Raw genomic sequence first — 21,351 nt, 5'->3', positions numbered from 1 at the left:
CAGCGGGGTTCAGATCTCCGCATGACCGCTATGCTCACAGATGCGCTCAGGCAGCGACCGGGGCGTTCACATCAGCCGGCAGCGCAGCCTTGGCAGCGTCGACGATGGTCTTGAACGTGTCCGGATCGGAGACGGCGAGCTCAGCAAGAGCACGACGATCGAGTTCGATGCCGGCGAGACGCAGACCCTGCATGAAGCGGTTGTAGGTGATGCCTTCAGCGCGGACGGCGGCGTTGATGCGCTGGATCCACAGCTTGCGGAAGTCACCCTTACGCGCCTTACGGTCACGGTAGTTGTAGGTGAAGGAGTGCAGCAGCTGCTCCTTGGCCTTACGATACAGACGGGAGCGCTGACCGCGATAGCCGGAAGCCCTCTCGAGAACGACGCGACGCTTCTTGTGGGCGTTGACTGCGCGCTTGACTCGTGCCATAGTTATTTCCTCAGCTTTCTATTCGTCTAGTAACTCAACGGGCTTCGGCTCAGCGACCGAGCAGACCGCGCATCTTCTTCGCCTGCGACGTGGCCAGCACCTCGTCAGCGGACAGGTGACGGCGCTTCTTGGCCGACTTGTGCTCGAGGTTGTGGCGCATACCGGTGCCAGCGTGCATGAGCTTGCCCGAGCCGGTGACGCGGACGCGCTTGGAAGCGGCGGAATTGGTTTTCATCTTCGGCATTGCTGCCCTCCTTGTGATTATCTATCACATCGTGTTGGATAGCGTGGGCGAATGGGCTCAGCCCATCCGACACATTCATTTGGCCTACTTGGAAGGCTTGTCTTCCTTCTGTTCGACGGAGGCGACAGCCTCTTTGGCGGCCTGAGCCGCCTTGGCCTTCGACTCCTGCTTGGCTGCGAGGCGAGCCGCCTGGCGTGCCTGGCGCTCCGCACGCGATTCGGCGCCGCGACGGCGCTGCTCGGACTGCGTGTGCACCTTCTTGCCCTTGGGCGCAAGCGTCATGATGATGTTGCGGCCCTCCTGCTTCGGCGCGGATTCAACCGTGCCGTAATCCTGTACCTCGTCGGCGAGCTTCTCAAGAAGCTCCACGCCGCCGATCGGTCGGGACTGCTCGCGGCCGCGCAGCATGATGGTGACCTTGACCTTGTCGCCGCCTTCAAGGAAGCGGATGACATGGCCCCTCTTCACCTCGAAGTCGTGGGCGTCGATCTTGAGACGGAAACGGATCTCCTTGATTTCGGCTGTGCTCTGATTTCGGCGCGCTTCACGGGCCTTAATCTTCTCGTTGTACTTGTACTTGCCGTAATCAATGAGCTTGGCCACCGGAGGCTTCGCGTTCGGTGCCACCTCGACGAGATCGAGGTTCGCTTCCTTCGCCAAGTTCAGCGCAACCGTGGTCGCGATGACGCCGACCTGCTCGCCGTTCGGGCCAATCAGGCGCACTTGGGAGACGCGAATCTCGTCGTTAATGCGTGGTTCGTCGCTAATGATGACTCCAATCCTCATATTTCCTGAAGCGGATTCCCCTCAGAACCGTTCGCGGTGAGTTCATGGAAGACACTGACGCAATCTCGTCATACGAACCCGTACAACCAAATCGTCATTCAACAATGCGTTGACACGCATCAAGGTCTAGCCTTGAACCCGAAACCACGACAGGCTTCCAGGTGGGGTTAACACCCGCTTTCTTGATTTCTCAAGCCGGTGCAATAGCTTAGCACATGGCCGGACCAAATGCAGCCGCGTGTCGCGACATCGTTGCGAGCGATGTCCGGGCAACGCAACTCCCCGACGGACTCAAGTCCCGCGATCTGACCGGACGACACTATACTGGTCGCAGATCAGGAAGGGAGCCCTATGGAACAGGAACGCCAGCGACGCCAGCAACCGCACGACACCGACAGTGCGGCTACGACATGCGTCGTTTTCGCGGCAGGCGCATATTTCGGCGGGCGTCCTTCGGTCCCGCCGAACGCATTCATCATCGCCGCCGATGGCGGTCTCGACCATGCACATGCCCTGGGCATCCGTGCGGATGCGGTCATCGGCGACTTCGATTCCATCAGCGGGCCGGTGCCCGAACAATCCGATACCATCCGCCTGCCTGAAGAGAAGGACGATCCTGATTTGTTGTCCGCCTTGAAAGTCGGCTGGGCCCAGGGCGCCCGGACTTTCCATATATATGGTGCGCTCGGCGGGCGTGTCGATCATTCCATCGCCAATATACAAATCTTGGCGCGTCTGGCAGCCCATGGCGGCATCGGCTACCTGTTCGGCGACGGCACCATCGTCACCGCGATATCGGATGGTTCGCTCTCCTTTTCCGCAGATGCCGCGACACGCGGCGCCGGACGCATGGTATCGGTGTTCTCGCACAGCGACCGATCGACCGACGTCACCGAACGCGGCCTCAAGTATCGTCTCGAACACGCCACTATGCTCAACGACACGGTCCAAGGCGTCAGCAACGAGTTCCTGACCGCCACCCCCGCGGTCATCAGTGTCGGCTCCGGCACGCTCGTCGTCACGTTCCCCATCGAAGCGGGATTGCCCCGCGTCGAACGTCTGCACGCATTCAGCGGCGACCTGGGCGCGTTGAGCACCGCGGTTTCCACGGCACTTGCGACACCACGTCAATCGGCGTGACGATGACCACGATTGCAGGGAATCACCCGGGTTCTTCGCGCCAAGGAAACCGTTCGCCGCACATTGCAAGCATCTTACGAAAACAGACGTTTGCAATGTGCGACGACGTTCAGCAACGTTGCACAGGACACTCATGGAAATCACATAACAGTTGCGCCTTCAGCATGACCGTTGCCGCGACATTCGTACACCGTGAGCATTACAGTGGGTAGCGTTGGTAAACAATGGCTGAGGCGCGTGCCCGCTTACGCCCGCGCACGCCGAAGCCTGATCCCTAAGGGAGATATACATGACAGTAAAGATTGGTATCAACGGCTTCGGCCGTATCGGTCGTCTTGCGTTCCGCCGCATCTTCGAGCTGCAGGCTCGTGGTGGTCAGGCCGGTGACATCGAGGTCGCAGCCATCAACGATCTGACGACCCCGTCCATGCTGGCTTACCTGCTGAAGTACGACAGCACCCACGGCACCTTCCGTCATGACGATGGCACCCCGGTTGAGGTCACCTCCACCGATCACTCCATCATCGTGGACGGCAAGGAATACACCGTGTACGCCGAGAAGGACGCCAACAACATCCCGTGGGTCAAGAACGACGGTGTTGAGTACGTGCTCGAGTGCACCGGCTTCTACACCTCCGCTGAGAAGTCCCAGGCGCACATCAACGCAGGCGCCAAGAAGGTCCTGATCTCCGCCCCGGCCAAGGACGAGACCACCCCGACCGTCGTGTTCGGCGTGAACCACGAGATCCTGAAGCCGACCGACACCATCGTGTCCGCCGGCTCCTGCACCACCAACTCCATGGCCGCCATGGTCAAGCTGCTGAACGACAAGTTCGGCATCAAGGCTGGCTTCATGACCACCATCCATGCCTACACCGGCACCCAGATGCTGCTCGACGGCCCGCGCTTCCCGAAGGCCCGCAACAACCGTGCCGCTGCGATCAACACGATTCCGCATTCCACCGGCGCTGCGAAGGCCATCGGCAAGGTCGTCCCGGAGGTCAACGGCAAGCTCCAGGGCCATGCCCAGCGCATCCAGGTCCCGGACGGCTCCGTCACCGAGCTGACCACCGTTCTTGAGAAGGCCGCAACCGTTGACGAGATCAACGAAGCCTTCAAGGAAGCCTTCTCCAACACCGATTACTACGGCTACAACGCTGACGGCATCGTGTCCTCCGACATCATCGGCGACACCCACGGTGGCGTGTTCGATCCGACGCAGACCGACGTCAACACCGTTGACGGCCTGACGCTGGCTCGTACCGTCTCCTGGTACGACAACGAGTACGGCTTCACCTCCAACATGATCCGTACCCTGCTGTACTTCGCTGAGCTCAACAAGTGAGCCTAGCCTAGCGTTCCAGCGCTGAACAACCCCTCGGAAGCGATTCCGAGGGGTTTTCTTATGCCGCCCGTCAACCGGTGGTGCAAGCATGTGGGGCATGGGCAAGAAGAAACACAACGACAAAGGCATGGGCTCAACTCCGGCGACCCTGCAACTGGAACGCGCCGGTGTGGAGTTCAAACTGTACGAATACGACCACTCGAACGACCACATGGATGAGGGGTATGGTGTCGAAGCGGCGGAAAAACTTGGTCTCAATCCCAAGCAGGTGTTCAAAACCCTGATGGCGGATACCGGCAAGGAGCGCGTAATCGGTGTCGTCCCGGTCAGCGGCCATATGGATTTGAAGGCCCTGGCGGCAGCGGTCGGTGCGAAGAAAGCAGCAATGGCTGACCCGAAAGTCGCGATGCGTGAAAGCGGCTATGTGGTCGGCGGCATCTCCCCGCTCGGTCAGCGCACCCGGCACAAAACCGTGCTGGATGACAGCGCCCTGCAATTCGATGAAATCCTTGTGTCCGGTGGCAAGCGCGGCCTGAGCGTCGGCGTCAATCCGCACGATCTGGTCGCTGTGCTCAACGCGACGACCGCGCCGATCGGCACGTGGTGAACGGCGACCGGCAATGCGCGGCGACGCGCGAGGCTTAGCGCCATACTACGACTGCTGACATGCCAGCTGGTGATGACTATGCCCGCCTCACCAGTCTCGTCTGCTCCGTCCGCCTCTCCTGTCGCATGCAAATACGACATGATATCGCGCATCATCATCAGGCGTTCTGAATCCGGCGCTCTGATTGATGAGATGATGTGCGTCACGGTATACGCGATTCAGCGCAACGCCAGCATCAGCCGGCGCTGTGGACGGGATTCGACAGGTTGTGCATCCCCCGACATGCAAATCCCAGCAGAGCGTTCCAAACACCGCAACGCCTCACACGGATTCGGCAACTTACGTATGCCGTGGCATACATCATCGGGCGAATCAACCTACGCGCCGGGAGCGTCGGCAGGCAGACGACGAGTTGCGTATGCCCGAGCATGCACGAACCGAGGTTTCGTCACGCCGAGACAACTACTCCGGCCGCTTGCCGGCGCTTCCTTCGCGTTTGCGCAGCGCGGCGGGGAGCACAAAATGCATGTTCTCCTTGACAGTCTCGACATAGGAGACATCGGTGAATCCAAGGGGCCGAAGCGCCTCAACCACCCCGTCGACCAGCGAATCAGGCACCGAGGCGCCCGAGGAGACGCCGACCGTGTCAACGCCCTCGAACCAAGCCGGATCCATTTCCGCGGCATCATCGACACGGTGAGCGCGTCCCCGCTCCCCCAGCGCTTCCTGGGCGACTTCCATCAGCCGCACTGAATTCGACGAGTTCGCCGACCCGACAATCACCACGCATTGCGCCCGTTCAGCAACCGTTTTCACCGCGGTCTGCCGGTTCTGCGTTGCATAGCAGATGTCTGAGCTCGGCGGCTCCTCAATCCAATCAAAGCGCTTCTTGAGCGCTGCCACCACGCCGGCGGTCTCATCGACGCTCAACGTAGTCTGAGTGAGCAACACCAGCTTCTGACCGGGCCGGAAATCAAGATCAGCGACATCATCCTCATGTTCGATCAGATGGACATGCTCCGGCGACTCCCCCACCACGCCGACGGCCTCATCATGCCCGCGATGCCCAATATACACGATCTCATAGCCCTCACGGACGAACCGCAGCACCTCACGATGGACTTTGCTCACCAACGGGCACGTCGCGTCAACGATGAACATGCCGCGCCGTTTAGCTTCCGCCTGCACTTGCGGCGACACGCCATGCGCGGAGAACACCACCGGCACACCCGCAGCGACCGCATCATCGGGGATTTCGGACAGTTCCTCGACAAACACCGCGCCTTGGGCAGCGAGATCGTCGACCACATGGCGATTGTGCACAATCTGGCGGCGCACATACACCGGTGGCAGGCCGCTGTGCGGGTGCGCGGTTTTCACGATGGTCTGCACGGTGGCGATTGCGCGGTCCACGCCGGCGCAGAACCCCCTCGGATCAGCCAGAATAATATGCTTGCCGTCGCCGCTCATACCGCTTGTCGCTCCCATCTGTGTCTCAACGCGTTTGCGCACCCCGTTCGAGGCACCATTCATCGTAATGCCTGCCACCATCGCCAACACGGTTTCGGCGAGCCTCACGCAGTTCGTGCACAACACGCCGCGCATGTCCGCATCATGTGCCGTACAAAACCACCGCATACGCGCCTAGGCGTACATCGCGATAGCATGGAATCCAGCGACCCGCGCCGAAGCGATGGCATCCGCAGCGGCGCATATGTTTAGCGGACAGGAGTCAGGGCATGTTCTCACCAAGGACAGGACAGCAGTATCATCTCGTATTCGGCAGGTATGAGGCGACCGTCACCGAGCAAGGCGCAGCATTGCGCAGCCTCACTCTCGACGGCAAGGACATCATCGTGCCGTTCGATGAAGACGATATTCCCAATTGCTGCCGCGGGCAGCTGCTCATCCCCTTCCCCAACCGTATCGAAGACGGCGAATACGAGTTCGAAGGAACACAGTATGTGCTGCCGATTGACGAGCATGAACGCCATAACGCGATTCACGGGTACGGCTACCGCGCGTATTGGACGCGGCTTGCGCGCACGGACAACAGCGTCAGTCTGCAATGGCGTGCGCCCGCATTGGAAGGCTACCCGTTCGACGTGGTCGTCACCGCGGATTACCGACTAGACGAGCACGGCCTGTCCCTGACGCTCAGCGCGCTGAACAACGGCTCGACCGACGCGCCGTGGGCCGCTGCGATGCACCCTTGGCTGGCCAACGGACGGCACAGCACCGGAGACGCAATCGAGCAGGACAATGCCGAATGCCATCTGCGCGTGCAGGCAGACACGCACGTCATTGCCGATGACAGGCTCCTGCCGCGAGGAACGGAACCCGTGGACGGCACCATCTACGATCTGCGAGACAACCCGACCTTGGAAGGGCGGCCTTTCGACGACGCCTGGACCGACCTGCATCATGATGAAGAGGGCAATGCATCCGCCGTGCTCACTCGCCCGGACGGCATGACCATCACCGCCAGCGGCGGCCCGACCATCACGTCGTTCCAAGTGTGCACGGGAACCGGCTTCCCCGAGGCAATCCGCCCGCAAGGTGTCGCTGTGGAACCCCAGACAGCATACGCGAACGCATTCCGCAGCGGCAAGGATCTCATCGTCATCAAGCCGGGCGATACGAGTGTCACGAGCATCCGCATCTCTGCGGAACAACGCTGAATCCTGGTCGGATAACGCTGAAGCGGCCCGTCGATTTGTAAACGTCCCGCCGATGTGCGATAATCCCGTAGGCTTACCAATCTTTAGCAAAGGAGTCCATTATGGGTATGCGTGGACGCAAGCGCAAGGCACGTCGCAAAAAAGCCGCTAATCACGGCAAAAGGCCAAATGCCTGAGTTGCGCTGACGGATGTCGCGACACGCCGGTCTACGGTGGCGGCATCCGCGACATCGCATCGCAGCACAAGCTGCATGAACCCTGTGGGTGATGACATGAATATCGCCCGCAGGGTTTTTCTTTGCCGCAAATCGTTGGGGTTCATGATCATCGGGTGTCCGTGGCGAACAGGAGTATTGCGAGAAGTGTGACCGGTGGCGGCGAGTGGAAGCCAATCAAGGGTTCTGGCCGGTGTGTTTCCCGCACATTCTGCATGCCATGGCATACGTGACTTGTCGAACCCCACCGGGACGCAGCGCGTCGGAACCGTATTCGGCGGGCTGTGTATGCCGGAACATACACGGTTCGGTGTAATGACTCCCAGACAGGGCAGGACGACTTCCATCCGACGCGAAACGTATGCCGGGATACACGAAAACCCAACATTCCGGCCTCCAGACTGGGCAGCACACCTTCCAGCCGGCGCACTACGCATGCCAAGACATACGCAACCCAGCATTCCGGTCTCCAGACAGGACCGCATGCTTCCTATCCAACGCACAACGTATGCCGAGACATACGCAACCCAACATTTCAGCAACGGGTATCAGCCGACAAACCAGCCAACAAACCAGTCAACACGGCGAATTACCGCGCGACGGTGGTTCAATGTGCGTCGGGGTATGTGGGGAAAGTCCAGCCTTCGGGGACAGACAAATCGGTGACCGTCACAATCTCCGTGCCGGGCACCCGCACACGGCGTACCACCACCGTGCCGCCAGCCGGACGCGGGGCATCAGCGTGGCGTACGACATCATCGGGCTGCAGATCTGTGACATGCCCATCAACGCCGTCGGCGACATGGAGGTCACGGGCGTCGCGAACATCACGCGCATCACGGACATCATCATGCCTGCATTCCTCTTCACGGCAGCATGCATCCAAGGTGCGATGCAACCGCTCGATCAGACATTCCGGCGCCGCTTGCGGACGCAGATAGGCGCGCATCATCGCGATGAGCGCCCGCTCCTGCGCATCGCAACAGGATTCGGGATCGAAACACTCATGCCCACCGTCACGCACGGCTTCAACGCCTTCGGGATCGCCGTCCTCGCCCGAGAACGAACCAATCTGCGCGATATGCACATCGGTGCGCGTCACGCCTTCGCGGGTATGGCGGGTGATGGAGATATGGCTATGATGCTCATACTGATTCATGCCGACTCCTTCCTGCGATGCCCGCGGCATGCTGGCTTACATGTGTCGCTATTCATTATGGCCCGCCGTGACTGACTTGGTATGGCCGCGACGTGGTGAATTCGCGACCGGCGAAGAGGAATCAGCTTCGCTTGCACGAGTGCGCCCGACACCATATCCGCGTTCTTTCGCATACGTGGCGAGTTCCTGCTTGAGTTGGGTACGTGCACGGTTGAGCCGGCTCATCACCGTACCGATTTTCACACCTTGCTCGTCCGCCACCTGCTGATAGGACTTGCCGTCGATTGCAGCGTCGATGAACACCTGCCGGCGCTCAGGGCTGAGTTTGTTGAGCGCCGCCATGATTTCCTCAGGCGCATACGTGTCGAGATACTGCTGTTCAGCCGACTCCAAGCCTTGCGAAGCATGTTCGGAGGCGGAGTAGATATCCCAGTCATCGTATTCCCCGGTCGAATCGTTCGCGCGCTGCGGGCGCCGCTTCGCTTTGGCGTACTGGTTGAAATACGAGTTGCGCTCGATCGTGGTCATCCACGCTTCGAAATTGCTGCCCGGTTTGAAGCTGTCAAACGCCTTGAATCCCCGTTCGAAGGTGTCCTGGACCAGATCCTGCGCATCATCGGGATTATTGGTCAGTTTCATTGCCTGACGGTACAACGTGTTCACCGCGGGCATGGCGAGCTTTTCGAAGCGCTTTCGCTTCTCTTCTGTTGATTCGTTCAGCTCGTTGCTCACCCCACTATTCTATGACGCACCGCACTCGGCGTTTCGTATTCGGCGACGACGGCGAGCCGCGGTAGCGTTCTGCCGGTGATTGTCTGTTTCGCATCGCACAATGTTCCTTATGACCATGACTTATGACGCACTGATTGCGGCGTTGGAGGAAGCGCCACAACAAAGCGATGACACGCAGCTTGGCTCTTCGTGGCTGCTTGGCTTCGACACCGAAACCACGGGTGTTGCGGCGGGACGTGACGCCATCGTGTCCGCGACCCTCGTATTGCGCGATCCGCAGCGCGGCCATGAAGGCGACGCCGAGGCCGAGTGGGTGATCAACCCGCATCGGCGGATGAATCCAAGGGCGAGCGCCGTCAACGGCTTCACCGATGACTATCTCGCCGAACACGGTATGGAGCCGACGGACGCAATCGACCAGATCGCCCGGGCGATTGCGACAGCGCAGGATAAAAACATCCCGCTACTGGCCTATAACGCCCCCTTTGACGTCCATATGCTCGAAGGCGATCTGAATCGCTGGAAGCTGCCCCAAGTCAGCGAGCGCCAAAATCCCGCGGAACCGTCCAACGGCATGCTGGTGGTCGACCCGCTGGTCATCGACCGCGCGGTATCCAAGCGCCACGGCAAGCGTACCCTGACCTTGACCACGGAATATTACGGTGTCGTCCCCACCGGCGATTTCCACAACGCCACGGCGGACACGGTCGCCGCGGTGGATCTCATCAAGCCGATGAGCACCTTGTACCCCCAGGTCGGGCATCTGACCTTGGGTGAGCTGATGGATTGGCAGCGGCAAGCGCATGATGCCTGGCAGACATCGTTCAATCAGTGGCTGGAAAGCCGCGGCCGTACCCCGCTGCACGATCAGTGGCTGTGACCGCATCGGCAGATATCAGGCGAAAATCAGACGGCACCGCCGGACTCTCGGCATGCGCCTGCACGGAACCGACACAGCGCACCGTCTACAATGAGGGCGAGCAGACGGGGAACGACAAGAAAGGTTCGATCATGGCTTTGACTCTGGCTTCGGCCGCACAGCTACTGCAACAGCATCATCTGCTGCACGAAATCGTCCGGGCTGACCGCTGGACGCTGGACGCCGGCGAATTCGAGGGTTCGGACACTCCGTTCTCTTCGGTCACCTATGACACGCGCAAGGTGGAAGCCGGTACGCTGCTGTTCTGCAAGGGCGCGTTCCGCCCGGAATATCTTGACGGGATCGATGTGCGCGGGCTGGCGGCATACGTGTCCGAAACCGAGTTCCACGAGCGCACCACCGCCCCGGGGCTGATCGTGTCCGACGTGCGCAAGGCGATGAGCCTGCTATCCGCGGAATTCTACGGTCGTCCGCAGGAGAAGCTGACCGTGGTCGGCATCACCGGCACCAAGGGCAAGACCACGACCGCCTACTTCACCCACGCCGTGCTCAGCGCCCTCAGCGGCGGCAAGGCGGCGCTGTTCTCGTCGGTCGACAACTGCGTAGACGGCCACACGTATGTGGAATCCGATCTGACCACGCCGGAATCGCTCGATGCCTTCCGCATGATGGGCGAGGCCGTGAGTCACGGCATGCGCTATCTGGTCATGGAGGTCTCTTCGCAGGCGTACAAGGTCAATCGCGTGTACGGCCTGACCTTCGACGTGGGCGTGTTCCTGAACATCTCCCCCGACCATATCAGCCCTATCGAGCACCCGACATTCGAGGACTACCTGTGGTGCAAGCGGCAGATCGTCGACAACTGCCGCACGCTCGTGCTCGGCGCCGACGCGGATCATGCCGATCTGATCAGGCAGCAGGCGCAGCGCGACCGGCGGAGCATCGTCACCTTCGCGCTACATGACGAGGCGAAACCCACCACGCCCGCCGATGTTGTGGCAAGCCCCGCGGACCCCGCCCACACGCAGTACCGGATCGAGGCCGATGGCGTCGATTTCGGCTTGTTCTCGCTCGCAATTGACGGTGATTTCAACTATGCGAACGCCGCCGCGGCGCTGGCGATCGTCCACGCTTTGGGGCTTGACGCGTCGCCGGAAGCCCTGCATGCGATGGAGCACGTGAAGATTGCCGGACGCATGGAACGCTTCGAAGACCCGTCCACGAATACCGTCGCCATCGTCGACTACGCGCATAACGGGATTTCCATGACGGCGTTGCTTGATTATGTCAACGAACGCTTCGGCACGCGTCACCCGAATATCACCGTGATCACCGGTTCCGCGGGTAACAAGGCGTACGACCGCCGCAAGGAGATCGTTGAAGCGGCCCAGCATCGAATCGGCCGGTTCATCTTCACCGAGGATGACACCAATACGGAGCCCACGGAGGATATCTGCAAGCAGATGGCAGGCTATGTTACTGACCCGCAAGTCGAGTACGACATCATCCTCGATCGTGCACAGGCAGTTGAAAACGCCGTGACAGCCGCGAAAAGCCATCCGGAGCGTCTCGACGTCATCCTCGCCATCGGCAAGGGGAACGAACGCTGGATCAAGCGACTGAACCGGCATACACCGTATGAGGGCGATGACGCGATTTTTGCACGCTTGCTGGGTTGACGCGGCATACAGAGCGAACGCATTCGACATTCATGACAGGTAAGGAATAATTATGGATTTTGAGCCAATCGTTCTTGGCGGAGACACTCTCGGATATTCATACGCGCGAGAGCTTCACCGGTGTTATTCCAGCAAGACGACCATGCTGGCGGGCGCTGACATCAAGTACTCTTCAGCCAGTAGATTCACCGATTACCACACCATCGAAGATATCGACAAAGAACAGCGACTGATGGAGTGGCTCCACGCCCATGCGGGTCATTTCGACGCGCAGCCCGTGGTCATCGCCGGGGCAAGCGACTGGCATGTGCGCAACCTGTCGAAGCACAAGCAGGAGCTGGAAGAACTGGGATATGTGATTCCGTATATCGATTTCGACCTGCTCGACGACATTACGCAAAAGGACCGCTTCTACGCCCGCTGCGACCGACTGGGCATACCGTATCCGAAGACCATCGTCGTGCCGTTCTCCGATTCATATGACGATTCTGTGCTTGCCGGCACGTCGATGCGTGTCGTGCGCGAGAAGCGGGAACTGTCTGGACTGAGCTATCCGCTCATTGCCAAGCCTTCGAACTCCGCCGACTGGCATTATGCCGATATCCCCGGGAAAAACAAAGTCTATATCGTCTCTTCCGAACAGGAGCTGTTCTCTATCTACGATGCCGTCGCCGCGTCAAGCTATTCGCATGCTTTGCTGATTCAGGAGCGTCTGTCCGCTAGCGACGAGTCGCTGCATACGCTGACCACGTTCTCGGACGCCAACGGCACCGCCATCGTGGCAGTCAGCGGCGATGTGCTTGTGCAGGACCGCAGCGCCACCGGCATCGGCAATCCTCTGGTTATCATGTCCACGGGCAAGCATCATGATTTGCTCGAGGCAGCCGGGCGATTCCTTGCGGATACCGGTTACGAGGGCTATGCGAACTTCGACGTCATGGATGACGCCGACGGCAACCCCCATTTCCTGGAAGTCAACACGCGTCCCGGCAGGAACACCTACTATGTCAGTCTGGCCGGGTGCCCGTTCGTCAAGCCGTTAATCGAGCATTTCGTCATGCATCATGATTTGCATGATGCTCTGTCCGCCAAGGAACTTGCCGCCGACGACGATTTCCTGTTCACGATGGTTCCGCGCAGCGTCATCGACCATGAGACACATGGGGCCAAGCATGATGACGCCATGCGTATGTTCGACTCGGGCCATTGGAGCAGCCCACTGCTGTGCCGCGAGGATACCTTGAGGCAGCGGTTCTGGGGCCGGGTCAACTTCGAGCATATGCGCTTGAAGTTCTGACCGGCTTGCGCCATCAGCCGGCGCTGCCATCAGCCAGCATGGCGGCGGCGGCTGGCGGAACAGCCGTCAACCGTCAACCGCGACGTTCCAACCGCTGGCTGATGGCGGCGCTCACGCCGTCAGCGCGCATGGTGATGCCGTAGAGCGCGTCAGCGATGGCCATCGTACGCTGCTGGTGCGTGATGATGATGAGCTGGGCATGCTCGCGCAAGTCGTCCAGCGCGTCCAGCAGCCTCGTCAGGTTCACGTCGTCGAGCGCGGCTTCCACCTCGTCCATCACGTAGAAGGGGCTGGGGCGGGCCGTGAATATCGCGAACAGCAGGGCCAGCGCGGTCAGCGAACGTTCGCCGCCCGACAACAGGCTCAGCTGCTTGACGCGCTTGCCGGCGGGACTCGCTTCGACAATCACGCCCGTGCCCAGCATGTCGTCCGGGTTTTCAAGCCTGAGCCGGCCGGTACCACCCGGGAACAGGGTGGCGAACACATGCTGGAATGCGGCGGCCGTGTCTTCGAACGCGCTGGAGAACACACTGACCATGGTCTGGTCCAAGTCCTGCACGAGTTTGAGCAGGTCCTGACGGCTTTTCGCAACATCATCACGCTGGTCGTGCAGATACTGGTTGCGCGCGTTGAGCGCCTCATATTCCTCGGCGGCGAGCGGGTTGACCTTGCCCAAGGCCTTGAGGTCGCGCTGGGCGCGTTCCAGACGTTTGACCTGCTCCTGCCGCACGTACGGGACGGTCGCCGGGGCTGCCTGATCCTCGTTCTGCGCTTCCGACTGGTGTTCCCCCGGAGCAGCGGCATGCTCCGGCGACAACACCGGCACCGGGTGATCAGGGGAATACTGCTCGACCAGCTCGTCCATATCCATACCGAGCGTGTCCGCGACCTTCTGGGTGAGCTGTCCCCAAGCGGCAGCCTGCCGTTCACGCTCCACATCAAGCTCATGTTCGTCGCGCTGCAGACGCTGCACCTGGGGTTCCAACCGGTCGCGCTCCGCCCGCAATGCTTTCAGTTCCTCATCATGGGTGGACAGTTCGGCTTGCAAACGATCGCGGCGCTGCGCTGCCCGGGCGACGCTCGTATGGGCGAGCCGTGCACAGGCGGCGGCATCATTCGAGACCTGGCTCGCCGCATCCGCCCGCCGACGACGGGTGTCGTTCTGTTCTTGGATTCGCACTTGTCGTTGTCTCGCCTGTTCGGCATTGTCGCGCAACAGCCCGATTTGCCGTTGCAAGGACTGGGCTTGCCGGTCGGCTTCCTTCCATGCGAGTTTCGCGGACACCTCCTGTTCGCGCGTCTGCCCGAGTTGCTGCTCGAGCTGATGTTCGCGAGCGGCGAGGTCGTCAAGGTCGGCGTTCGTATCCTGCGATTCCTGTGCGGTCGCCAACGCCTTGCGCACATCCTCAAGCTTGCCTTGATGGTCCTGCCGCCCTTGTGACGCGCTGTGTAACGTCTCTTCGACGCGTGCGAGCTGCCGTGCGGCGGTCTCTGCCCGTTCCTGCGCCGCCTTCAGCGTTCGTTGCGCCTGTTGCGCCTTGACTCGCGCCTCGGTACGCAACTGCGCCTGACGGTCGACGTCGAGCCGGGCCTGGTCGCGTTTCTCAGTCAACTCAGCCACCGACGCGTCGACGTCGGCAAGCCGGGAGCGCAATCCCTGCATGTCGGCAAGCGCCTTGTCTCGCTTTGCGGCCAGCGACAAATCGCTTTGCGACAGGGATGATCCGCCTTGCGCCCCCACCGCGGTAAGTACCTCTCCCTGACGGGTTACCGCTCGTTTCCACGGGCCCTGATTGACGGCCTTGAGGGCATCGTCACGGGTCTCCTTCGCGGCGGTGTCGGCGAGTAGTGCACGCACCGCAGCTGTGACACGACGGGCGGACTCAGGGTCTTGAGCATGCGGGTTCGCGTCGACCAGCGCGGCGGTGGATTCGTGCGGTTTTGGTCGGCTTGCGGCAGTATCAGCAGTGATACCAGCATCATCAGTGCCAGCGTTATCAGTGCCATCAGTGCCAACAGCAGCATCATCCGTTTGCCCGCCGAGCGGATGCAGCAGCACCGCCTTGCCGAGCGCATAGTTCTGCGCACGTTCCAGAGCAGCGAGCATCTGCTCCTGCCCGGGGACGACAATCGCGCTCGCATAGTCGCCGAGGGCGTGCGCGACGGCTTCCTCCCACCCGTCTTCGATGCGGATGAAATCCGCGAGCCGCCCCATCACGGCGATATCCTGGTCGGTTTCAAGCTCCCCGGCGGCATTGCGGCTGTCCAAAGTATCGGCGAGCGCATCCGCCTTGGCTTGCAGGGAGATGATTTTCCCGTTGAGCTCCCGCTGCCGGGCAAGCGCCTCATCAAGCGCCTCCTGACTGTGTTGGAGGGCTGTTCTGGCTGCGTCGAGTGCCGCTCCCCCGTCGTCATCGGCGTCTTGGCGTTCCTGTTCCAGTTCAGCGACGCGCGTGCGCGCCTGCTCCGCTTGTGTCCGCATATCGGACAGTTGTGTGGACAGGTCGGCGATTCTGGTGTCCGCCGCATGCACCGCCGATTCCTCGCGAGCGACCAGTTCCCGCAGATTGGCGATATGCGCGTCGCGCTGTTTCGCGGTTTTGCGTAGTTCGGTCAGGGTCTGGCGCATCGAGGCGAGACGCCGTTCATGGTCGGCGCGTGTTTCGGTCGCCTGATCATAGGCGAGCCGCGCATCATCGACCGCACCCCGCTGCTTGGCTACCTGCCGCTCAAGTTCGTCGGCACGTTTGGTGAGCATGTCGGGGTTTTCGCCGGTATCGGCCACAATCTGCGAGCGGATGGAGGCAGCGCGTTCTGCGGCCACAGAAGCGAGAGAGCCGAATCGTTCCTCAAGCCGTGACAAATCGTGCCACACTTGATTCGCTTGGGCGAGCTGTGGGTTAGATCCCGAGGTGATGGCCTCCACCTGCTCGATGCGCACTTTGGCTTTCGCCAGATCCTGTTGCAACACGGCGAGCCGGCGGCGGGTGTCGGCGAGATCGCCGCGCAGATGGTCGCGCTTATCTCGCAACTGGCATGCGTCATCGGCGAACAGCCGGGCTTGGGCGTCCCTGATGGTCATCTGGATGGTGTCTGCACGCCGGGAAACGCGCGCTTGACGCCCCAGAGGGCCGAGCTGGCGGTGGATTTCGCGCAGCAAATCGTCAAGACGGGCGAGATTGTCTTCGGTGTTCGCCAGCTTTCGCAACGCCCGTTCTTTGCGTTTGCGGTGCTTGAGAATGCCGGCGGCCTCTTCGATGAACGCGCGATGTCCGCTCGGGTCAGCGCGCAGAATGGCGTCAAGCCTGCCCTGCCCGACAATCACATGCATCTGCTGGCCGAGGCCGGAATCCGACAGGAGTTCCTGGATGTCCAGCAGCCGGCACGCCGACCCGTTGATTGCGTATTCCGACCCGCCGTTGCGGTACAGCGTACGACTGATGGTCACTTCCGTGTAGTCGATGTCGAGCGCGTGATCGGTGTTGTCGATGGTCAGAGAGACCTGCGCGCGTCCCGCAGGCGGCCGGGTGGAGGTGCCCGCGAAAATCACGTCCTCCATCGACGTGCCACGAAGGTTTTTGGCGCCCTGCTCGCCCATCACCCAAGTCAGGGCGTCAACGATGTTGGATTTGCCTGACCCGTTCGGACCGACGACGGCTGTGACGCCCGGCTCGAAGCGCAGCGTCGTCGGGTTCGCGAAGGATTTGAATCCGCGGAGGGTGAGTTCCTTGAGATACATGGGCGTGGCGGGGTTCTGGCCGGTCAGGCGTTACTGGTTCCGGATGTGTTACCGGCGGACTTGTCCGTATTGCCTGACGTACGTGCGTCGATGGTGAACTTCAGCCCTTCCTCGCCGGCGTTGAGGATCTCGTTGATCACATCGTCGGTTTCCGGCTTACCGTCGGTGTCAGCAGTGTCGGCGCTCTTGCCGGCATCGTTCGCGTCCTCAGGCGAGACAACGGGCGGATTGACACGCTCGGCCTTCGGCTTGGCCAGATCGGTGGCCATATGTTCGGTCAGCAATGTCCTCGCGTCGCCCGCAGTGACGAAGCTGCCGCAAATCAGCACGCCATGCCCATAGCCGACGCCCAGGTCATCTTCAGCGTCAACCTTGTCGACAGCGGCCTGGATGGCGTCCGGAAGATCCTTGATGACGGTCACGCGGTCCGGGCCGAACACGCGCACCGCAACCTTCTCCAGCTCTTCGACTGGCATGACGCGGTCACGCCACGAGTTCTCAGTGACGATGATCTCGCTCAGAATCGGCTCAAGCACGCCAAGATATTCCTCGACCTGCTTGTCACCCATCATGGCGACCACGCCGACCAGCTGCTGGAAGCTGTAATTCTCCTCGATTGCGGCGCGCAAAGACTGGGCGGCGTTCACGTTGTGCCCGCCATCGACAATGATTGTCGGGGATGTGCGGACCTGTTCGATGCGGCCGGGTACCTTCACACTGCCGAGCGCCTCATCGACCAGATCTTGGTCAAGCTGGCCGTTGACCGGAATCACGGTTTCCGCGGCGGCAAGGGCAGCTAGTGCGTTATGCGCCTGATGTTCGCCGAATTTCGCGATCGGCACGTCACGGTATTCGCCTTCCGGCGTGCGCAGCGTCGCCATCTGGCCGCCTACTGCAGGGACGCGGGAGACGACTTCCATCTCCTCGCCGTCGCGAACCAGCGTGGCGTTGTTGCGTTTCGCTGCGGCTTCAAGAATCGGCATGACCTGCTCGGCGTGCGGCTGACGGCCGATAATCGCCGTGCAGCCGGGCTTGATGATGCCTGACTTCTCGGTAGCGATTTTCTCGACCGTATCGCCCAGCCACTGCATGTGATCCATGTCCACCGGGCCGATAATCGCGGCATCCGCATCCATCACGTTCGTCGCATCCCAAGCGCCGCCCATGCCGACTTCGAAAATCGCGACATCAACCGGGGCGTCGGCGAACTTCCAAATCGCCATCGAGGTGAGCACCTCGAAGAAGCTCATCGGCGGCTTGTTCTCCTGCTCCATCTTGCGGTCCACCAGCGCAACCAGATCCTTGATCTGGTCCCACGAATCAATGAAATCATCATCGGACAGCTGCTGGCCGTCAATGGCGATCCGCTCATTGATCTTCTCCAGATGCGGGGACGTATACAGACCGGTACGCATGCCATACGAACGGCAGATCGCCTCCGCCATGCGCGCGGTGGACCCCTTGCCATTCGTGCCAGTGATGTGGATGACGCGGAAGCTGTCCTGCGGGTCGCCGAGCAAATCGACCATCATGTTCATGCGGTCGAGGTCGAGATTCGTCTTGTTATGTTCCGGTGGGCGCTTCATGATTTCGCGCTCAACGTCACGGATGTTCTCACCGCTGCGATTCGGATGTTCAAACGACATACCCGCTGGTCTCTTTCCTATGCCTATTGCTGTGCTGTGGGGACATGCGGCCGGCGCTGGCAGACCGCATTCGCGCGCCCGGATTGCCGTCTGGAGGCCAATGGGGGCACTTTGTTCCTATTCTATGCGAATTGTATGCGAAATCCATGGGGAATCCGCAATCAGCGCCCACCGCGAAAAACCGCGGCACGGTCGCCATGCTCGCGGCGTTCAAGGTAATCGCGGAACACGGCCATGCGCTCCACGGTGCTCGCCGCGAGCGGACTGGGCAGGTCGTCCACAGCGAACCAGCCGACCTGGAGGCTTTCCTCATCGCCCACGAAAGGCTTCGCGTTGCCGCCGGGGCGTAGTGAACACAGGAAAGAATGATCCATGTACTGCGCCTGGTCGCCGTTGCCGTAGGTGATGATGCGGTCGCTGCTGGTGACCGCCACCAGATCGGTGACGACCGCGTCCACGCCGGTTTCCTCCTTGATTTCGCGCACCGCGGTATCCGCCGGCTCCTCCCCCGGCTCGACGATCCCGTAGACGAGCGCCCACTGCCCGGTGTCCGAACGCCGGCCGAGCAGCACGCGACCGGCATCGTCGCGCACATAGGCGGTGACGCCGGTCAGCCATAGGAGGCTGTGACCGATGGATTTACGCAATTCGATGATGAAATCAGGTGTCGGCATTGATGCTCCATGCTTGTTGTCGGCGGTGTTTGTCGGTGGTCTTGAGGGGCGGGGTATAGGAAGGTTGAGTGTAGGGAAGGATTGGGCGTGGAGGCAGGATGTGGAAATCGGGGTTTGGAACGTGTCGAAACGTGCGGAATGTGCGGAACGTACAGAAACGCGTGGAACGCATCCGAACGTGTCGAAAAGTACTGGACCGTACCGTCAGTACTGGAACGTGCCGAAACGTGCCGAAAGATACGTCAATCCGTTGCGATGACTTGCTCCGGCATGGTCATCGCAACGGATTGATGCCTCAGGGACGCAGGATCTCAGTCCTCACGCGCCGCGGCACGCTCGGCAAGCCAAGCCTCGACCTCGTCGATCTGCTTGGGGATGCCGGCTGAAATCCATTCGGGGCCATGTTCGGTCATGAGTACATCATCCTCGATACGAATGCCGATGCCACGCAGCTCAGGCGGCAGCAGCAAATCGTTCGCCGCGAAATACAGGCCAGGTTCAATTGTGAAAATCATGCCCGGCGTGATTTTCGCGCCCTGATACGACTCGTAGCGGGCCTGCGCGCAATCATGCACGTCAAGCCCCAGATGGTGCGCAACACCGCAAGCAAGCCAACGACGATGCTGCTGTCCTTGCGGGGACAGGGATTCCTCAACGGGGACCTTCAGAATGCCCCACTCGTGCAGGCGCTCGGCGATCACGCGCATGCACGCATGATGGATATCCGAATACGTGGCACCCGGCTGCGCGGCTTCGAAACCGGCCTGCTGGGAGTCCAGCACCGCCTGATACAGCTTGCGCTGCAACGGTGTGAACTTGCCGTTGACCGGGAAAGTGCGCGTGATGTCGGCCGTGTACAGGCTATCGACCTCGACACCAGCATCGACGAGCAGCAGTTCGCCGTCGCCGACCACGCCGGTGTTGCGCATCCAATGCAGGATCGGCGCATGCTTGCCCGAGGCGATAATCGTGTCATAGCCGACGGCGTTGCCCTCTTCGCGTGCCACTGAATTGAACGCACCCTCCAGCATGCGTTCGGAACGCGGGCGGCCGATCACACGCGGCAAGTGGGTGAGCATACGGTCGAAACCGTGCTTCGTGGCCTCGACAGCCTTGCGGATTTCGCCAATCTCATACTGGTCCTTGACCATGCGCTGCTCAGAACCGAACTCTGCCAACGCTTCATCGGCCTTCGTATTGGCATCCGGGTCGCCGAAACCGTTCGCCTCGCGCACCCGTTCGACCATCTGCGTGATTGACGGATCGGTGGTGCGCACCACGCGCAGCTGCACGGCACCCGCCTCGGCGCCGACATCCTTGCTGATTGCGTCCTCAAGCGTGGCGATGTCATGGGTCTCGATGCCCGTCATCGCCTTGAGCTCACGCAGGCCGGCACGCGGGCCGACCCAGTACTCGCCGTAATGGGTGTCGCGGTAGTAATCAGCCGTGCTGTTATCGGCACGAGGGGCGACGAACAGTTCCGGCGTATGGGTTTTGCCGGCCTTCGCCTCCGCGCTGTTCGGATCGAGCGGGTTGAGCACGAGCACGGCACCCGCCTCGTAATCGCAGCCCAATCCGGTATAGTACGCGAACGCCGTATCCGGGCGGAAGGCGTAATCGCAATCATTGTTGCGCACCTTCGGCTGACCCGCGGGAATGACAATGCGCTCACCTGGGAACCGCTTGCCCAGCGCCTCAAGACGCTTGCCGATGTACTTGCTCGATTCCAACGGCTCGACCGCCGGCTCGGCGTTGTCCCAGCCGGTGGTCATGAACTGGCGGAACGTCTCGCTGTTCGGGCGCAGCGAGCGGTTGTTCACCCGGTCTGCCATCGGCTGGTCCGGGCCCGGGGCGTTCTTGCGTTCTTCAGCCTCGTATGCCTTGTCTGCTTCGGTGATCACCGAATCCATGATGCCTCCATTTTGTCCTATTGTTTTTCCTCACGCGCGTGGCTGTGGGCGATGGCCCAGCGCGTGTCGCACGATGCCTCAGTCACGCGTATTGCGTGACGCCCGGTCATGCACGTTGCGCGATGGTCCAGCCACGCGTGTCGGCGCGCTGCCGCACAAGGGAATTTCCTGTCTTCAATCACTGTCA

The 21,351-nt window shown here is 61.1% G+C and carries 17 protein-coding genes and 1 pseudogene; 8 read left to right on the top strand and 10 right to left on the bottom strand.

The features are described 5' to 3' along the window. Window positions 1–46: 46 nt before the first annotated feature. From rplT to infC, 3 genes are all read right to left on the bottom strand, one after another. Window positions 47–430: a 50S ribosomal protein L20 gene (gene rplT, locus CQR48_RS03285; RefSeq protein ID WP_033492307.1), complete on the bottom strand. Its 384-nt coding sequence runs from the start codon at window positions 428–430 to the stop codon at window positions 47–49. A gap of 49 nt (window positions 431–479) precedes the next feature. Next, window positions 480–674 (bottom strand): 50S ribosomal protein L35, encoded by a 195-nt coding sequence (gene rpmI, locus CQR48_RS03280; protein WP_015450200.1) that lies wholly within the window; start codon window positions 672–674, stop codon window positions 480–482. A gap of 84 nt (window positions 675–758) precedes the next feature. Next, window positions 759–1,460, bottom strand: coding sequence for a translation initiation factor IF-3 (gene infC / locus CQR48_RS03275; protein WP_015450199.1), 702 nt, complete (start codon window positions 1,458–1,460; stop codon window positions 759–761). A 351-nt stretch (window positions 1,461–1,811) separates the two neighbouring features. Here infC and CQR48_RS03270 point away from each other — a divergent pair, with 351 nt between their 5' ends. From CQR48_RS03270 to ybaK, 3 genes are all read left to right on the top strand, one after another. Beyond that, window positions 1,812–2,600 carry a thiamine diphosphokinase gene (locus tag CQR48_RS03270; RefSeq protein WP_101452001.1) on the top strand — a complete coding sequence of 263 codons (789 nt, stop codon included), beginning with the start codon at window positions 1,812–1,814 and terminating at the stop codon, window positions 2,598–2,600. Window positions 2,601–2,889: 289 nt separating this feature from the next. After that, window positions 2,890–3,945: a type I glyceraldehyde-3-phosphate dehydrogenase gene (gap, locus tag CQR48_RS03265; protein ID WP_015450196.1), complete on the top strand. Its 1,056-nt coding sequence runs from the start codon at window positions 2,890–2,892 to the stop codon at window positions 3,943–3,945. Window positions 3,946–4,042: 97 nt separating this feature from the next. Next, window positions 4,043–4,552: a Cys-tRNA(Pro) deacylase gene (gene ybaK, locus CQR48_RS03260; RefSeq protein WP_033492368.1), complete on the top strand. Its 510-nt coding sequence runs from the start codon at window positions 4,043–4,045 to the stop codon at window positions 4,550–4,552. Window positions 4,553–5,014: 462 nt separating this feature from the next. On the opposite strand, the gene CQR48_RS03255 is transcribed toward ybaK, so the two are convergent. Next, on the bottom strand, window positions 5,015–6,022 hold the full coding sequence (locus CQR48_RS03255) for a 4-hydroxy-3-methylbut-2-enyl diphosphate reductase (RefSeq protein WP_033492365.1): 1,008 nt from the start codon (window positions 6,020–6,022) through the stop codon (window positions 5,015–5,017). Between the two features lie 269 nt (window positions 6,023–6,291). Here CQR48_RS03255 and CQR48_RS03250 point away from each other — a divergent pair, with 269 nt between their 5' ends. Both CQR48_RS03250 and CQR48_RS09435 read left to right on the top strand, forming a co-directional pair. Beyond that, window positions 6,292–7,233, top strand: coding sequence for an aldose 1-epimerase family protein (locus CQR48_RS03250; RefSeq protein WP_101452000.1), 942 nt, complete (start codon window positions 6,292–6,294; stop codon window positions 7,231–7,233). 101 nt (window positions 7,234–7,334) lie between these two features. Beyond that, window positions 7,335–7,409, top strand: a complete 75-nt coding sequence (locus CQR48_RS09435; protein WP_369803150.1) for a 50S ribosomal protein bL37 — start codon at window positions 7,335–7,337, stop codon at window positions 7,407–7,409. An 898-nt stretch (window positions 7,410–8,307) separates the two neighbouring features. Here CQR48_RS09435 and CQR48_RS03245 read toward each other — a convergent pair. Next, a pseudogene (locus tag CQR48_RS03245) lies at window positions 8,308–8,607 on the bottom strand (hypothetical protein); the annotation flags it as partial. Window positions 8,608–8,655: 48 nt separating this feature from the next. After that, window positions 8,656–9,279 (bottom strand): sigma-70 family RNA polymerase sigma factor, encoded by a 624-nt coding sequence (locus tag CQR48_RS03240; protein ID WP_244898942.1) that lies wholly within the window; start codon window positions 9,277–9,279, stop codon window positions 8,656–8,658. A gap of 169 nt (window positions 9,280–9,448) precedes the next feature. Here CQR48_RS03240 and CQR48_RS03235 point away from each other — a divergent pair, with 169 nt between their 5' ends. From CQR48_RS03235 to CQR48_RS03225, 3 genes are all read left to right on the top strand, one after another. Continuing rightward, window positions 9,449–10,219, top strand: coding sequence for an exonuclease domain-containing protein (locus tag CQR48_RS03235; protein ID WP_101451999.1), 771 nt, complete (start codon window positions 9,449–9,451; stop codon window positions 10,217–10,219). 131 nt (window positions 10,220–10,350) lie between these two features. Beyond that, complete coding sequence (locus CQR48_RS03230; protein WP_101452187.1) at window positions 10,351–11,898, top strand: UDP-N-acetylmuramoyl-L-alanyl-D-glutamate--2,6-diaminopimelate ligase; 1,548 nt, start codon at window positions 10,351–10,353, stop codon at window positions 11,896–11,898. A gap of 52 nt (window positions 11,899–11,950) precedes the next feature. Continuing rightward, window positions 11,951–13,195, top strand: a complete 1,245-nt coding sequence (locus CQR48_RS03225; RefSeq protein ID WP_101451998.1) for a carboxylate--amine ligase — start codon at window positions 11,951–11,953, stop codon at window positions 13,193–13,195. A 73-nt stretch (window positions 13,196–13,268) separates the two neighbouring features. Here CQR48_RS03225 and smc read toward each other — a convergent pair whose 3' ends face one another. The 4 genes from smc to CQR48_RS03205 form a co-directional block, all read right to left on the bottom strand. Continuing rightward, window positions 13,269–16,934, bottom strand: a complete 3,666-nt coding sequence (smc, locus tag CQR48_RS03220) for a chromosome segregation protein SMC (RefSeq protein WP_101451997.1) — start codon at window positions 16,932–16,934, stop codon at window positions 13,269–13,271. A 23-nt stretch (window positions 16,935–16,957) separates the two neighbouring features. After that, window positions 16,958–18,580, bottom strand: a complete 1,623-nt coding sequence (locus CQR48_RS03215) for a bifunctional folylpolyglutamate synthase/dihydrofolate synthase (protein WP_101451996.1) — start codon at window positions 18,578–18,580, stop codon at window positions 16,958–16,960. Between the two features lie 161 nt (window positions 18,581–18,741). Then, on the bottom strand, window positions 18,742–19,254 hold the full coding sequence (locus tag CQR48_RS03210) for an NUDIX hydrolase (RefSeq protein WP_101451995.1): 513 nt from the start codon (window positions 19,252–19,254) through the stop codon (window positions 18,742–18,744). Between the two features lie 311 nt (window positions 19,255–19,565). Next, on the bottom strand, window positions 19,566–21,164 hold the full coding sequence (locus CQR48_RS03205) for an aminopeptidase P family protein (protein ID WP_101451994.1): 1,599 nt from the start codon (window positions 21,162–21,164) through the stop codon (window positions 19,566–19,568). Between the last annotated feature and the right edge of the window lie 187 nt (window positions 21,165–21,351).

Source organism: Bifidobacterium thermophilum, from assembly GCF_002846655.1.
GTDB lineage: Bacteria > Actinomycetota > Actinomycetes > Actinomycetales > Bifidobacteriaceae > Bifidobacterium > Bifidobacterium thermophilum.
Note: the sequence above shows the minus strand (reverse complement) of the source record. Positions and strands in the feature narration are given on the sequence as shown.